We start from the raw sequence: 14,154 nt of genomic DNA on the forward strand, positions 1-14,154 counted from the left end.
GAGTCTTGAAACAGAAGATATGCCCGCGGCATTCGCGATTCGCGATTCGCGGATATCATTGAGAATATGACACTTATCCGAGCCAAACCTCGTTTGTCCCCCAACGGCGGCGATCTCGTTCACGATGCTCGGTCGCTTTGCACCAAGAAATCCAACCCTCTCCCCTATTTCGTACGGGCGTCCGCAATGATCCTGAAATCCAGCCCGATCGCGTCGTGGTCCGAAAGCGGCGTTCCTGATTCGTCTGTCAGGTTGCCGATCGTCAGAGGTTTTCCGGCCGGTTCGATGTCGCGGCCGGTGAACCAGTCGAGCCGGCCCGAAACGCGTCCGCCGACGCGGCGGGCGGCCCAGAAGATGAACGGAAAGCACCATTCCGGAACCCAATCGCGCAGATTCGTGTTCTTTTCGATGCTCTCGACGTCGTAATGGAGCGTTCCGGCTCCGGGTTCGTTCAGGTCCTTGTAATTGAATCCGCGCCGCTCCAGTTCGTTGAACAAATTCCGTTCGAAGTATCGGTCCGGATACGGAAAGTGCTTCGTCACGATACGTTTCGGCCCCATCATCACGCGGCGCCAATAGCCGAGGATGGCGCGGGTCGAATTCTGTGAATTGAACGTCGTCGTGTTCCAATCGCCGCCGATCACGGTCGGCAACGGCGGCAATGTGTCGAGATGATCGAGCACGATCTTGATCTGCAGATGGCGGTGGGCCCGCGAGCAATGCGCGTCGAGATGCGTCGTTACCGCACGAAATGTGCCCAGAGGATGCTCGATGTCGGCGACGAGCGCGCGCAGATAGCCGAGCCGTTTCTCCTTGCCCCACATCTTGTCCTTGCCGTTCGGGAGATCGACCGCGTGCGCGTTGCGCATCGGGTAGCGCGAAAACATCGAAAGCCCGTGGATCGACGTCGTGTTCTCACCCTCGGCCAGCGCTTCGACGCCGCTTCCCTTCTGGAGCGCGATGTAGACCGGCGCGAACGCGTAGTTCAGCTTCAGTTCCTGCGCGATCTCGCGCGCGACAAAGCGATTCCGGCTGCGCGCCATACCGTAATCGAGTTCGGTCAGCAAAAACAGGTCGCGGTCGCGCAGATGCTCGTGGTTCTTGAGGGCGTCGACGATGCCTTCGAAGATGTTGCCGCGTTCGATGTTCCAGGCGATCGCGGAAACCGCGGATCTGGGATTTGGGATTTCTGATTTGGGATTTTCGGAAAAGTCTTCCCTCACCACCGCGCCGAGGATGCGTTCGACGGTCGGGCGGATCTTTTTGTAGAGTTCGCTGCGCTCGGTCTCCTCGATCGACTCGAACGTCAGCAACTCGGGAAAATGCTGATTCAGGTCGTGATCGAGCAACTCGGGCGAGTGATGTTCGATTTCTTCTTGGGTCATATCAAACAATTTCGGAATTCGGATTTGTGATTTCGCATTTCAGCCAAGACTGCAAAACAAATCCGCAATCCAAAATCACAAATCCAAAATCGAGTCAGTCGTCGTATCTTTCCTTCGCCGGTGCGACGGCGAGGAATTCGCCGGCGATGCGGTCCGCGTAAGTGCCGAGCAGTTCGTAAAGGCGATCCTTCTTCTTTGAATGCAGGATCAGTCCGACGTGATGCGGCTTGTGAACGCGATATACGACCTCCGGATCGTCGAAGTGCGAAGTGTCCGGATGATCCTCCTTCGCTAGCGCAAGACAAATGCCGGCGTATTCTTTCTTCACTTTCGGCGCTTTGTACGGGTTCTCCTCGGTCGCCGTTTCGACCTTCGCCCATTCGCGCCAGAGGTTGAAGCCGTTGGCGTACTCAGTCACGTTCGCAATGTACGCGCCGCCGACGCGGCAGGCGACTTCGAGCAGGAAAAACTCGCCGGTTTCGGCACAGCGGAGGAATTCCGCGTGCGCGACGCCGCGTTTGTATTCGAAGCCCTCGAGCAGTTTCTTGTTGAGTTTCTCAAGTTCCTTTCGCAGTTTCGAACGATAATCGACCGTGTACGTCGAAAACACTCCGCCCATATGCGTAACGGTGAACGGCGGCGTGCCGTATTCGCTGACGCCGGCGGCGACGATCTCGCCGTTTTCGACGACCGAATCGACGTGATAGACCTTGCCGGTGATGAATCGCTCGATCAGAAACTGCGACGGATGATCGCGCCAGGTGTTGCGATTGTCGAGGTCGGTCAGGACGTCCCAGACCTGATCCTTTGTCTCGCATTTGCGGATTCCGAAGGCCGAAACTTCGGTGCGCGGTTTGACGATCCACGGCCCCGGAACGCGATCCAGATACTCGTTGATCGCGTCCTGATTGAAAGCGCCGACGAATTCCGGACACGGTATTCCAAGTTCGGAGGCGAGGTTCCGCATCCGAAGCTTGTCGCGAAAGCGAAGTCCGTAACTTCCGGAAATCCCTTCGATCTGGAGGTGTTCGCGCACTTTCGCCGCAGTCAGTACGTCGAATTCGTCGAGCCCGACGATGCGGTCGATCGGCTGGCTGCCCGCGATATTGGTGATCGTTCGAACATACGCCCCGACCGATGCGTAACCGTCGACCGTCTGAACCTCGTTGAGGCTCGTCCACGCCCAGGCGGCGTCCTTCAGATCGTTGCGCGTGACAAGCGTCACGTGCCATCCCGCATTATGGCATTCTTCGAGAAACTCGTTGCCCTTGAATTCGCTGGCGATGCAAACGATGTATTTTTTCATAAAGTCCGTTTTATCTTGCGCCCGAAAAATGGCACAATTCAAAGTCTGAAGACACGCTAAATGCTCGTTTTGACGTTAGCAAAACGGACATTGACTTGCAAATTAGACGGCTTCGGAAAGGGAGTAATTAATGGGCGGAATTGACCCGATCGAATTGGTTTCAAACTTGATCATCTATATGGTCGTGCTGTTGCTGGCGATCTCGTCGCACGAAGCGGGACACGCCTGGATGTCGCACAAATACGGCGACGACACGGCCTATATGCTCGGCCGCGTGACGCTCAATCCGGTCGCGCATACCGATCCGATCGGGACGCTGCTTCTGCCGATCATCAGTTTCGTTTTCGGCGCGATGGGCGGAGCGCTCGCCTCCATCCCGCTCATCGGCTGGGGCAAGCCGACGCCGGTCAATCCGCGCAACTGGACGAAGTACAACCAGGCGAACGTGATGGTCTCGATCGCCGGGATCCTGGCGAACATCATTCTCGCGGTATCCTCGTTCGCGATCTTCAAACTGCTGCTGTCGTACGATGTCCTGACGTTTGCGAGCATACAGGAAGGTGTACCGAAGATCTTCGGTACTTTGCTGACCTATATGATCTTCCTGAATGTCTCGCTGGCGATCTTCAACCTGCTGCCGTTCCCGCCGCTTGACGGAAGCAAGGTTTTGTCGACATTCTTGCCGGCGAGTTTTCAACCGATATTCGATATGCTCGAGCATTACGGCTTCATCATTCTGATGGCGCTCATCTACTTCGGCATCGTCAGCTTCGTGATGCGGCCCGTTTTCGCGGTCGTCCGGTATCTGCTCGTCACCCCCTGGTTCTAAATATGAAAAAACGCATTTTCAGCGGTGCGCAGCCTACGGGAAGCCTGCACATCGGCAACTATCTCGGCGCGCTCCGCAATTGGGTAGATCTTCAGGACGAATACGAAAGTTTCTACTGCATCGTCAACCTGCACGCGATCACGCTCGCGCAGAATCCGGCGGAATTGCGGCAAAAGACGCTCGATCTGGCGCGAATCTATCTGGCGGCCGGAATCGACCCCGAAGTTTCGACGATCTTCATTCAGTCCGATGTTACCGAGCACGCCGAACTCGCTTGGACGCTTTCGTGCATTGCGCGGATGGGCGAACTCGAACGGATGACGCAGTTCAAGGACAAGACCCAGAAAGCGATTCCATCGGGTTCCATCGAGAAGACATCCGAGGCTATCAAGGAAAAGGCTCGCGAGATATTGGGACGCGGCTCGCCCGATGTCGGAGTCGACGATATTCTGGATTTGCAGAATATCCTGTCGTTTCAAAGCAATGCCGAACGGGCCGGCGTCGGTCTTTTCACCTATCCGGTATTGATGGCGGCCGACATTCTGCTCTATCAAACGCATCTCGTCCCGGTCGGAAAGGACCAAAAGCAGCATCTCGAACTGTCGCGTGATCTGGCGGAACGGTTCAATCGCGATTACGGAAAAGCGTTTGTCGTGCCCGAACCTTTCATCCCGCCCGTCGGCGCGAACATCCTGTCGCTGCAGGACCCGTCGAAAAAGATGTCGAAGTCGGACGACAATCCGACCGCGTCGATTTTCCTGCTCGATGATGCCGACACGATCGCCAAGAAGATCAAGCGCGCCGTTACTGATTCGGGTTCGACGATCGTTTTCGACGAAACGCGTCCGGCGATCCACAATCTGCTGACGATCTATCACTTGATGACCGGAAGATCGGCGAATGACATTGAAGTTCACTTCCGGGGCAAAGGCTACGGCCATCTGAAGAGCGAACTGGCCGAGGCCGTGGTCGCTTTTTTGAAGCCGTTTCAGGAGCGCGTCAAGGATTTCGACGATGCGCATCTTAACGAGATCCTCAAACGTGGCGCCGAAAAGGCCCGCGTCATCGCGCGTACGACGCTCGATGATGTCTACAAAAAGATGGGAATCGTCGGGGCAAGCTAGTTCGGGTTTCGTTCGGAGTTCCGTTCGGAGTTCCGCCTTCAGGCGGCATAGCGCGCTTGATTTCTTGTTCGGAGTTCCGCCTTCAGGCGGCGCAGCGCTTGATTTTTCGTAATTTCAAGAAAAAGATCCCGGCGACAAACCGCCGGGATCTTTTTTCTTTTTTCAGGAACGGGACCTATCGAATGTCAAAACTGTTGACGGAGAAATCCGCGCCCAGGCCCCATTGAGTGACCGCCGGGGTGTTGTCGAAACTTCGAAACACCCAATAGTTGCTCGTCGCGGCGGCGGTCGCTCCCGTACGATAGATCGCGAGGTCGGTCCGCGCGTCACCGTCGTAGTCGCCCTGCACCGGAGTATCGGAAGTTCGTCCGAAAACCTGCGTTCTCGTCGTGCCGGTCGAACTCTGCAATATCCACCACGTAAGCGGCGATGTTCCGGTCGCGCCCGTTCTGGCAACCGCCAGGTCGTACTTGCCGTCGCCGTCGTAATCGCCGGGCAACACATAGTCCGTAGCGAAGTTACCGAACGGCGTAAAGGTGATCACGCTGTCGGAACTTCGCTTGATGATGAAGTTGTTCGCGGGCGCCAGCGCAAAACGGTAAACCGCGAGGTCGAACTTGCCGTCGCCGTCGTAATCTCCCGGGATCGGTGTGTCGAAGTTGTTGGTGCCGTCGCCGCTAAGCCCGAATCCCTCGACGCGCGCGGTACCGTTCGAACTCAAACGGATGTACCAGGTGGCTTGGTCGGCGGCTGTCGCGCCCCGGCGGTACGTCGCGACATCGGTAATGCCGTCGCCGTCGTAATCCCGTTGGACCGTCTGGTCGCCCTCAAGCCCCCAGGCGAAATAACGCACTGCGCCGTTCGAACTCAGGATGATCCAGTATTCGCTCTGCGCGCCCGGCGTCCCGCCGGAACGCCAGATCCCGATGTCGCATTTGCCGTCGCCGTCGTAATCACCGGGTGCCGGGAAGTCGGTGTTGGCGTTGCCCCACGGATAGACCTGAACTCCGCCGGTACTGTTCAGATTCCAATAGTCGATCGGCGCGACTCCCGGCGGTGCGACGTTCGGAAACCTGAGGACGCTCATATCGGTCCGGCCGTCGCCGTCATAATCGACCGGGCGCTGAACGCCCAACTGACCACGAATCTCGCCGCCCGAGAACGCCGTTGAATGGACGTTAACGTAGCCGAGATGGGCGCGCAATTGCGAAAGCTGAGTCGGCGTGATCGACGTCGTGCCGCTTATCGTGCCCGAAGTTCCGCCGACGACGCCGAAATTGATCGCGACTCCGGTGGTCGCGCCGATTGCCGCCGGCGCGTGTATGTGCGCGGCGTTCTGGGTGCCCGCAAGGCCGTTGAAAACAACCGTGAACGACATCGTTCCGGTGCCCTCGTCAACGACGATGCGTGCGTACCCGGTGGCGGTCGTTGCCGCTGCCGGCACTTCCTGAGCGCCGTTCAGATAAGCGGTAAACGTCTCGGCCTTGGCGATCGCCGAAAACAGCGAAAGCGCGAACGCGAGAACAAAAATACTTCGTCCGATTCTTTTCATTTTTTTGTTGACTCCTCGAATAGAAAACTTCGACACGGGAAAATCGGGGCGAATTCGCCACTGCACGTAAGTATCGTAATTACGTGGCTGTTTTGATCCGGTACGATCAGTGCTGTCTGATCGACCTCTCGGAATGTTTTTCCGATTGATCGACAAGCGACTTGCTTTCGCAGCGAACATTATTTAACTTGAACCTTGCCCGATGCCCCGAATGTTAGCCTTGTTTCCGGGCTAATGTCAACGAACATACAACTTCCGGATATGTCCGGTTTCTTGTACGTTTCGGCGGCGAATCTGATCAATTGAGATGGAACGGGCAGTTCGGGTCAACGGAAACGAGGGCAACTTATGACCAACAACATCAGAGTTTACGAAAAACCGACCTGAACGACGTGCCGGAATCTGGCCACGTTGTTTCGTGAAAACAACATCGATTTTGAAAGAGTCAATTACTTTGTCGATCCGCTGACCGAAGATCAGTTGCGGTCGCTTTTGAAAAAGGCCGGACTCGCGCCGTTCGCGGCGCTGCGAAAAGGCGAAGCGGCGTTCAAGGATCTGGGTCTGACGAAAGAGACGCCGGAAGCCGAGATCATCGCGGCGATGGTGAAATTTCCGGGCCTGCTTCAGCGTCCGATCGTCGAGGTCGGCGACAAAGCGGTAATGGCGAGACCGATCGAAAAGGCGCTCCAGTTGATTTCGGAATTGTGATTTGTGATTTCGGATTCCCGAGATTCCAGAGATTCCAGAAATTCCAGATTTGGGATATTTCGGACTTGCGCGTGGTGGGCAAGCGCCCCACCGGAAAATCGGGGGGGCGGGCCGGCGGGGGGGGGGGGGGGGGGGGCGGGGGGGGGCGGGGAGGCCAAAACCCCGCCGGGGGGGGGGGGAAAGGAGAGGGGAGGGAGGAGGGGGGGTTTGGGGGGGGGGAAATTGGCGGGGGGGGATTCGGCCCAAAGAAAAAAAAAGTCCCCAAGAGCCGGGGGGACGGTACTCTTGCATCCGATCTATCTGTGCCCTGTCAGAAACGGCGCCGGGATCGTCGTTAAGTGGGTTTTCCAAAGCTCCCGTGTTGGGATTTCGGCGTCGTGCGGCCGCGGTTGCCCGCCCGCTCACGCAGGCGGTACTGACTCGCTGATCAAAAGAACCCGATTCCACAGATTCCAGGGATTTCTTGGAGTCTGGCATCCGGAACGTGGAATCCGTGGAATCTCGAATTTGGAATCTGTGGAATTTCTGGAATCCCTGGAATCCGGAATCCGACGTCTCTGGAATCTGGAATGTTTGGAATCTTACATCTGAAGTGACCTGGATTATGAAATCCGAAATCCCAAATCCGAATTCGCAAATCGCCCTGACTCCCGAGCCTCCCTATTACGCCGTGATCTTTACTTCTTTGCGAACAAATGACGTTGAGGGCTACGCCGAGATGTCGGCGCGAATGGTCGAACTTGGCGCGGAACAGGACGGGTTTCTCGGTATCGAGTCGGCGCGCGACGGGATCGGCATCACCGTCAGCTACTGGCGCGACGAAGAATCGATCCGCAAATGGCGCGAAGACGCCGAACACAGGCTCGCGCAGCACGAGGGGTTCAAACGCTGGTACGAATCGTTTGCGACGCGCGTCTGCCGCGTCGAAAGACAACATATCTTTAATCGCTAATGGACACGATCGAGCATCTTCGTCAACTTTTCGCCTGGAACGATTGGGCCAATCGCCGGATCGTGACCGCGCTCAAGGAAACGCCGAACGGCCGCGCTTTGAAGGTTCTCGCGCATATCGTCACGACCGAACTCGAGTATTTTGACAGGCTTTACGGAAAGGATTCGAAGGGCTTCGACTTCCGGCCCGATTTGACGCTTGAGGAATGCGGCGACCGCGCCCGCGAGGCCGCCGAGAAATTTGAGCGGCTGCTCAGAAAATTCGACGACGAAGGCCTCGATCTGACGGCCCGCTACCGAACCAGCGAAGGCGTTTGGTGCGAAAACACATATCGCGAAATGCTGACCCACGTCCTGTTCCACTCCGCCAACCACCGCGGGAATATCAATACCTGTCTCCGCGATGCGGGTGTGACGCCGCCTGCGACCGATTACATCATTTATCTGCGGGAGACCAAGTACTTTTAGCCCGGAATTCCCCTTTTTTGAACGGTCGTCGGTCGAAGTCCGACCCGGTCGCCGGCCGCACGCTTCAGTCTTACGCAGGCGATTCAGATCGGGACGCGTCAACGAAATCCCGGACCAGTTCATCTATTCCCGTGATCGCCTTCCCGACGACGACGGCAAAGGCGCCGCAGTCGAAAGCGCGCCGAACGTCGGCCGGCGTCTTGATCCGCCCTTCGCAAATGATCGGCGCGGAAATGCGTTTCGCCAGCGCCTCGACGAGTGCGAAATCGGGTTGCGCAAGCCTATGCGCCGTATCGCGCGTGTAGCCGGAGAGAGTCGTTCCGACAAAATCGCATCCGAATTCCTCATCCGCGCGAACGCCCTCGTCAAGCGTCGCGACGTCGGCCATCGTCGGCATTCTCAACTCGTTGGCAACAAACAAAGCGATTTCCAGCGCGGTGGCGCCGCCGTCTCGCGCACGGTCCGTGGCGTCGAACGCGATCACGTCAGCGCCGGCATCCGCAACGGCGCGCGCGGATTCGAGGGTCGGCGTGATGTAAACATCGCTCGTTGCGGAGACGATCTTGTGAATGCCGATAATCGGCACGGAAACGCGCTCGCGCACGGCGCGAATGTTCACAGGCGAATCGATCCGAACCCCGCGCGCACCGTTGTTCCGCGCAGCTTCGGCAAACGCGGCAATGATTTCCTGCTTTGAAAGCGGCGAATTTTCGGGCGCCTGACATGAAACTATCAATCCGCCCTGTAATCGAAGCTTGAGATCACCAAATTTTCCTTGAATCATCAGACCTTATCTCTTTTCAGATTTGATAACAAATGCTCGCTAAGTTCAATCTTAGCAGAACGATACGCCAGTAATAACGAGCCGGTCGCGGGACCGAAAACCGGTTCGCGGAAGCGCGCCGATGGAATCCGCGACTCCAGTTCGGAACGAAAACTCCTTTCAAAAACAAGCCCGCGGAAAACGCCGCCAACGCCCGAAACGACAAATTCGTCCTTGAACCCGAGCCGTCTCGCAACCGCGGAGACATTCGCGACCAGAGTGCCCGCTCCGGTTCGGATCAACTTCTCCAGAATTTGATTGCCGGCTTCGGCCTCGCCCGAAACACGTTTCGCAAAGCTCGCGACCGTCTCGCGGGTTACGAATCCGTTGTAAAACCGCGTCGTCAGATCCCGAATCGTCGCCACCTCGAAATGATCGAGAACGAGCGCCTCAAGCCCTGACGGTTGCAGAACGCCGTCTTGTTCACGGATCGCCCAACGGATCGTTTCGGCGGCGATCCAGAATCCGCTTCCTTCGTCCGAAAACAGATATCCGAGCCCGCCGGCGCGTGCGCGTTCGCCGGCGGCGTTCTCCCCGTAAACGACCGAACCGGTTCCGGCGATGACGACGATTCCCGGTTTTCCGCCCGTCGCACCGTACAGCGCGGTCGGCGCGTCGTGACCGACGTTGACGACGACCGCGCGGATGACCGAACCGATGATCTCTTCCTTGTAATCCGCGCCGCCCGTCATCCCGAAATGCGCCGCCTCGAAAACGGTCCGCTCGGGATCAAAGCCCGCGCCGGAAACGGAATCGATCAACGCGTTGCGCAGGCGGTCGCGACCGCCGGGTTGCTCCGCGTGATTCGACGGTCCGCCGATCCCGCGCCCGAGGATCGTTCCCGTCTCGTCGGCGACCAACGCCTCGGTATGGCTTTGACCGCCATCAACGCCAAGAAAAAGTCGTTTCATAATCTCAGAAGTCGCCGCGCGAAATCGTCGCACGCATCCTCATCGCCGTCCGGTCCGAGAAAATAATGACCGAGTTCGTGCGCGAGAATTTCATTCGCATCGAGCGGCGCGGCAGTGTTGATCGTCACGGTCAACGATTCGCGTTCAAATTCGCCGAAAGTCACCGGATGCCAGCGCCCGATCCGAACCTCGATCCCATAGAAAGACGCGACCGCGAACGGATCGTTCGTCCCGGATTCTTCGATTACCCGTTCGGCTATTTCAAGACTGTTCATCGCGCATCGCGTGACGGTGCGGATCGCCGTCCTCCAAATTCAAATCTTCGGGCCACTCAAGTTCAAATCCCTCGCGCCGGAGCCGCGCTTGAAAGTGGCGCAGCGTCGGGCGATCTTCGAGGACGGATTTCGGCGCGATTTCGCGCGAAATGCAAAACACGGCAAGCTCGCCGGCCGCTTCGCCGATATTCCATTCGACAGGGTGAAGCCGATAGCATCCGTTCGTGATGTGAGTCGTGCCGATATTCTTGCACGCCGGCAACAAATTCGAGACGCGTTTCGGAACCAGCGCGCCGAGCGGGATTTGAAACGGCAAACTCTCGACGTCGACGTAGTTATCGCCGGCAGCGGTCGGATGAAGGTCGATGCGATAGAATCCGATGCCGACCGAATCGTCGAACTTCTCGGCAAATCGTTCGCCGGGACGGCAGGCCGCCGAGACGTGCTGTTCACGGATCGTAAACGCGGATCGAATTCGCCGGCTCTCGCGAATATAAGGCATTTTCGCCAAACCGTCATCCGTTCCGACCACGCTCGGTCTCAATTTCAGGCCTTTGAAACCCATCTCGGTCTGCAGAAAGTAGAGAAACGAAAGACTCTGCTCCTTGGCCGCGGCAAGCATTTCGGAGCGCGATTCGCGCGACGCGTTGACCAGATCGCCGCCGAGATAGTCGATCTGCGGGTAGTTGACGAGCGTCACATCCGATTCGAACGCGCCCGGCGTGAAATTGTCGCGAAAGAGAATCCGGCGATAGGTCCAAAGTCCGGCGAACGCCGTGTTCGGCTCCCTGTGTGGATCGAATCGATACGTTATCTTCGCGAGCGTTCGCGGATTCAGGGCGTCCATCGAAATCAGCGGCCCGGGCCACGGCGGATCGAGCTGCGGGACAAAACTCCGCCAGAATTCGTAATTCGCCGGCCGCGCGATAGTATGATCCTCGCCGGCGTAATGGCTGATCGCGAAACACATCGAAAAGGCCTGTGAATTCGCCGGATCGGCAATTTCCTTCGCGCCCGGCTCGCCCGTCTCGGCGCGGCTTTCCGACCCGGTGACGAACTCGGTTCCGGTCAGAGGCAGCAGTTCGCCGAGTTCGGTTGCATCGAGAAAGTACTTCGCCGAAACCTTCGATCGGTCACCTGTTTTCAAAGATCTCAAAACCACTGAAACGACGGAATCGCCGTTCGGCTCGGCCGATTCGGCAACGGTCTCGCGCAGAATGACGAGTTTGCCGTGGTGCATAAACGGCGCGAGCATCTCTTCCAAGACCCTCAAGAATACCCTCGGTTCGGCGCACAACGGCGACACCCAACCTTCGCCCGGATTCAGAAACGGATCGGCGGCGGCTGCCTCGGTCAAAGGAAAACGTTCGCGATAAACCTCTCGAACGCGATCGCGAAGGCGCCGGTACGAACGCGTGCAGCCGAAGCGCTCGATCCATCCGTGTTCGTCGGGCGGTGTTGCCTGCGAAGTGAATTGTCCGCCGATCCAGTCCGATTCTTCGGTCATCACGACCGTCAAGCCGGCCGCGCACGCCGCGCGCGCCGCGGCGCATCCGCCGACGCCGCCGCCAACGATCAAAATGTCAGCCTTCAAATCGTTCATTTCGCCGTTGCCACGATCACGACCGCTTCATCCGGCGCGACGTTCTCAAGTTCGGTCGCCGCCAGCGCCGTCGCCTGCGCCGCTTCAGCTAGCCCCGAGAGATCGATGATCCGCGCTCCGACAAGGACGTGAATGTCCGGAAGTTTTCGCCCGGCGTCTCCGAAATCGGTGAGCCGATCGATCACGTTCTCGATCGATCGGTTCAGATCCGCGGCGGTTGTCGACTCTATCTCGGCGCCCGTCCTTTGGAGCAGGACGACGCCCGTCCCGTCCGTCACGCGGAACAGTTTCCGGGTTCGCGTCAAGAGTCCGAACAGCGACTTTTCGCGTCGCTCGCCTTCGAAGACGAACAACGAACCCGTGCCGGCGACAAGTCTGACGAATTCGGGTTCGATCTGCATCGAACGTGCCGCCGCCGACAGGCAACCTTCCATCCCCAACGCCGCACTCGGATTCGCATCCTTTTTGAGTTCGGTCGTCCCGAACGCGGTCGCCCTGACGAGGTTGCGGCGTGTGTCGACCTCGACCTGAACCTCGACCGTCTCGCGAACCGCGCCGATCCGGCAGACTGCTTCGACGGCTTCGCTCCGAACTTGAAGGATCTGTTCAGGAGTCGGATCGACGATGTTTCGCTCGATAACGTCACGAACCATCGCGAGCGCGACGCCGATCGTCGAGATAACTTCCGCCTTTTTTGCGAGCCGCGCCGGAAGCCCCATCATTTTTCCCGCAAAGACGACGAGCGATGCCGCTCCGCCTCCGCCGCCGACGAGCTCGACGGTTTCGCGTTCAAGACGATACTCCACGATCAACGCTTCAACCTGTCTTACGATCTTGCGGCAACTGATCTCCAGGACCTCGGTCGCGGTTTCGTCGATCGACTTTCCGACGGCTCTGGCCAGCGGCTCAAATGCAAGACGCGCGGCTTCGGTGCTTCCTCGCGCAAACGCGTCATCGGGAACAATCGAAAGCGCGTTTGCGGCGCACGTCGGTGTCAGCGCAAATCGCGCACCCTCAGCGGTCTCGATCGCGATGTAGTCGGCGGAGTCATTCTCCGTCGGTCGCAAATGGACGAGTTTCGCGCCGGCAAACTCACCGGGTGACTGGAACGACGCATAATGAAGCCCCGCGATATGCGCCGAACGCGAGCCGACGTCGACGATCCGACCGCCCGATTCGCGGATCATCGAACCGCCGGCGATCGCCAGCGTCCGCACGTCGAGCGTGTTCAGATACGTCCGATGCCCGCCGACGCGCGCCGCCTTTGTTTGCGGCTGGCCGTCGCGAATCACGGAAATGTCGGCACTCGTCCCGCCGACCTCGATGAAGATCCCGTCCGAGACGCGTTCGTACATAAGCGCGCCGGCGATTCCCGCGGCCGGTCCCGAAAGCATCGTCATGATCGGCCGCCGGTGAACCTCTTCGACGCTCATCACGCCGCCATCGGACCGCATTATCATCAGCGGCGCCTTGATGCCGGCTTGTTTGACGCAGCCATCGGTCATCGTCGCGGTATGGATCATTTTAGGCAGGATCGCACCGTTGATGACCGCCGTCCGCGTCCGCGTTCGAAGTCCGTAAAGTTGGGAAACTTCATGGCCGCTGGTCGCGAAGAACGCGCCGCCGCGACGTGCCATTTCGGCAACGAATTCCTCGTTCGCCGGCTTGTCGACGCCGAACGCTTCGGAAGCGACGACGACCTCGACACCCTTCAACTCGAAATCGGCGAGCAACGATTCGACGACGCGTTCGCTGACGTTTCGCGATTTCAAGAAGGCAAACTCGGGTTTCAGGAAACGGTTCGGCGCGAGTTCGATCGTCGGAACGCGCGTGTCGATTCCCGCCTTTATTCCTTCGAGTCCGCTGCCGAGTCCGATGATCCCGACTTGCGCCACGTCGCCTTCGAGCAAAGCGTTCGTCGCCTGGGTCGTCGAATGCGCGATGAAAACCACGTCGTCCGGCGAGATGCCGAGTTCCGAAAGCGCGCATTCAATGGCGTTGATGATCCCGAGCGCGACACCTTCGGCCGCATCGTGCGTCGTCGGAACTTTGAGTTGCGACACGACCTCGCGCGTTTCGTGATCGACGACAACGACGTCCGTGAATGTCCCGCCGACATCGATGCCGACCCGCACCGGACGATTTCGGATTTCGGATTTTGGATTTCGGGATTGTTTCGGACTCATTTCCTGCGCAGTGCCATTTTCAAGAAATTCAGC

Annotated in this window: 14 protein-coding genes; 5 read left to right on the plus strand and 9 right to left on the minus strand. The window is 58.3% G+C overall.

Translation table 11 applies throughout. The annotated features are described in order from the left end of the window. Positions 1–164: 164 nt before the first annotated feature. Both IPN69_21230 and IPN69_21235 read right to left on the minus strand, forming a co-directional pair. Positions 165–1,385 (minus strand): hypothetical protein, encoded by a 1,221-nt coding sequence (locus IPN69_21230; GenBank protein MBK8813229.1) that lies wholly within the window; start codon positions 1,383–1,385, stop codon positions 165–167. A 94-nt stretch (positions 1,386–1,479) separates the two neighbouring features. Continuing rightward, on the minus strand, positions 1,480–2,691 hold the full coding sequence (locus IPN69_21235) for an ATP-grasp domain-containing protein (protein MBK8813230.1): 1,212 nt from the start codon (positions 2,689–2,691) through the stop codon (positions 1,480–1,482). A gap of 130 nt (positions 2,692–2,821) precedes the next feature. Here IPN69_21235 and IPN69_21240 point away from each other — a divergent pair, with 130 nt between their 5' ends. Together IPN69_21240 and trpS are read left to right on the plus strand one after the other, a co-directional pair. Beyond that, on the plus strand, positions 2,822–3,520 hold the full coding sequence (locus IPN69_21240) for a site-2 protease family protein (protein MBK8813231.1): 699 nt from the start codon (positions 2,822–2,824) through the stop codon (positions 3,518–3,520). 299 nt (positions 3,521–3,819) lie between these two features. Then, the gene (gene trpS, locus IPN69_21245) at positions 3,820–4,644 is read left to right on the plus strand and encodes a tryptophan--tRNA ligase (GenBank protein ID MBK8813232.1); all 825 of its coding nucleotides are present in this window, start codon (positions 3,820–3,822) and stop codon (positions 4,642–4,644) included. Between the two features lie 175 nt (positions 4,645–4,819). Here the strand turns inward: trpS and IPN69_21250 are convergent, their stop codons facing one another. After that, positions 4,820–6,196, minus strand: coding sequence for a CHRD domain-containing protein (locus tag IPN69_21250; GenBank protein MBK8813233.1), 1,377 nt, complete (start codon positions 6,194–6,196; stop codon positions 4,820–4,822). Between the two features lie 411 nt (positions 6,197–6,607). Between IPN69_21250 and IPN69_21255 the strand changes: the two genes are divergently transcribed. Next, entirely contained in the window at positions 6,608–6,904 is a 297-nt protein-coding gene (locus tag IPN69_21255; GenBank protein ID MBK8813234.1) for an arsenate reductase, read from the plus strand. 427 nt (positions 6,905–7,331) lie between these two features. Here IPN69_21255 and IPN69_21260 read toward each other — a convergent pair whose 3' ends face one another. Next, positions 7,332–7,541: a hypothetical protein gene (locus IPN69_21260; GenBank protein MBK8813235.1), complete on the minus strand. Its 210-nt coding sequence runs from the start codon at positions 7,539–7,541 to the stop codon at positions 7,332–7,334. On the opposite strand from IPN69_21260, the gene IPN69_21265 reads away from it, so the two are divergent. Both IPN69_21265 and IPN69_21270 read left to right on the plus strand, forming a co-directional pair. Next, positions 7,509–7,856 (plus strand): antibiotic biosynthesis monooxygenase, encoded by a 348-nt coding sequence (locus IPN69_21265; GenBank protein MBK8813236.1) that lies wholly within the window; start codon positions 7,509–7,511, stop codon positions 7,854–7,856. The two genes, IPN69_21260 and IPN69_21265, sit on opposite strands and share 33 nt — an antisense overlap. Then, on the plus strand, positions 7,856–8,323 hold the full coding sequence (locus IPN69_21270; protein ID MBK8813237.1) for a DinB family protein: 468 nt from the start codon (positions 7,856–7,858) through the stop codon (positions 8,321–8,323). Before IPN69_21265 ends, IPN69_21270 begins: the two co-directional genes overlap by 1 nt. Positions 8,324–8,393: 70 nt before the next feature. Here IPN69_21270 and IPN69_21275 read toward each other — a convergent pair whose 3' ends face one another. The 5 genes from IPN69_21275 to IPN69_21295 are packed head-to-tail and all read right to left on the minus strand — an operon-like array spanning position 8,394 to position 14,121. After that, a complete protein-coding gene (locus IPN69_21275; protein MBK8813238.1) occupies positions 8,394–9,107 on the minus strand; it encodes an N-acetylmannosamine-6-phosphate 2-epimerase in 714 nt (237 codons plus the stop codon). Continuing rightward, positions 9,107–10,057, minus strand: a complete 951-nt coding sequence (locus IPN69_21280; protein ID MBK8813239.1) for an ATPase — start codon at positions 10,055–10,057, stop codon at positions 9,107–9,109. Before IPN69_21280 ends, IPN69_21275 begins: the two co-directional genes overlap by 1 nt. Then, positions 10,054–10,332 carry a hypothetical protein gene (locus IPN69_21285; protein ID MBK8813240.1) on the minus strand — a complete coding sequence of 93 codons (279 nt, stop codon included), beginning with the start codon at positions 10,330–10,332 and terminating at the stop codon, positions 10,054–10,056. The genes IPN69_21280 and IPN69_21285 overlap by 4 nt, the downstream gene beginning before the upstream one ends. Beyond that, positions 10,319–11,935, minus strand: a complete 1,617-nt coding sequence (locus tag IPN69_21290) for an FAD-dependent oxidoreductase (protein MBK8813241.1) — start codon at positions 11,933–11,935, stop codon at positions 10,319–10,321. Before IPN69_21290 ends, IPN69_21285 begins: the two co-directional genes overlap by 14 nt. Then, entirely contained in the window at positions 11,932–14,121 is a 2,190-nt protein-coding gene (locus IPN69_21295; protein MBK8813242.1) for a hydantoinase/oxoprolinase, read from the minus strand. The genes IPN69_21290 and IPN69_21295 overlap by 4 nt, the downstream gene beginning before the upstream one ends. Positions 14,122–14,154: the final 33 nt, after the last annotated feature.

This window comes from Acidobacteriota bacterium (assembly GCA_016715115.1).
In the GTDB taxonomy this organism is placed as follows: Bacteria; Acidobacteriota; Blastocatellia; order Pyrinomonadales; family Pyrinomonadaceae; genus JAFDVJ01.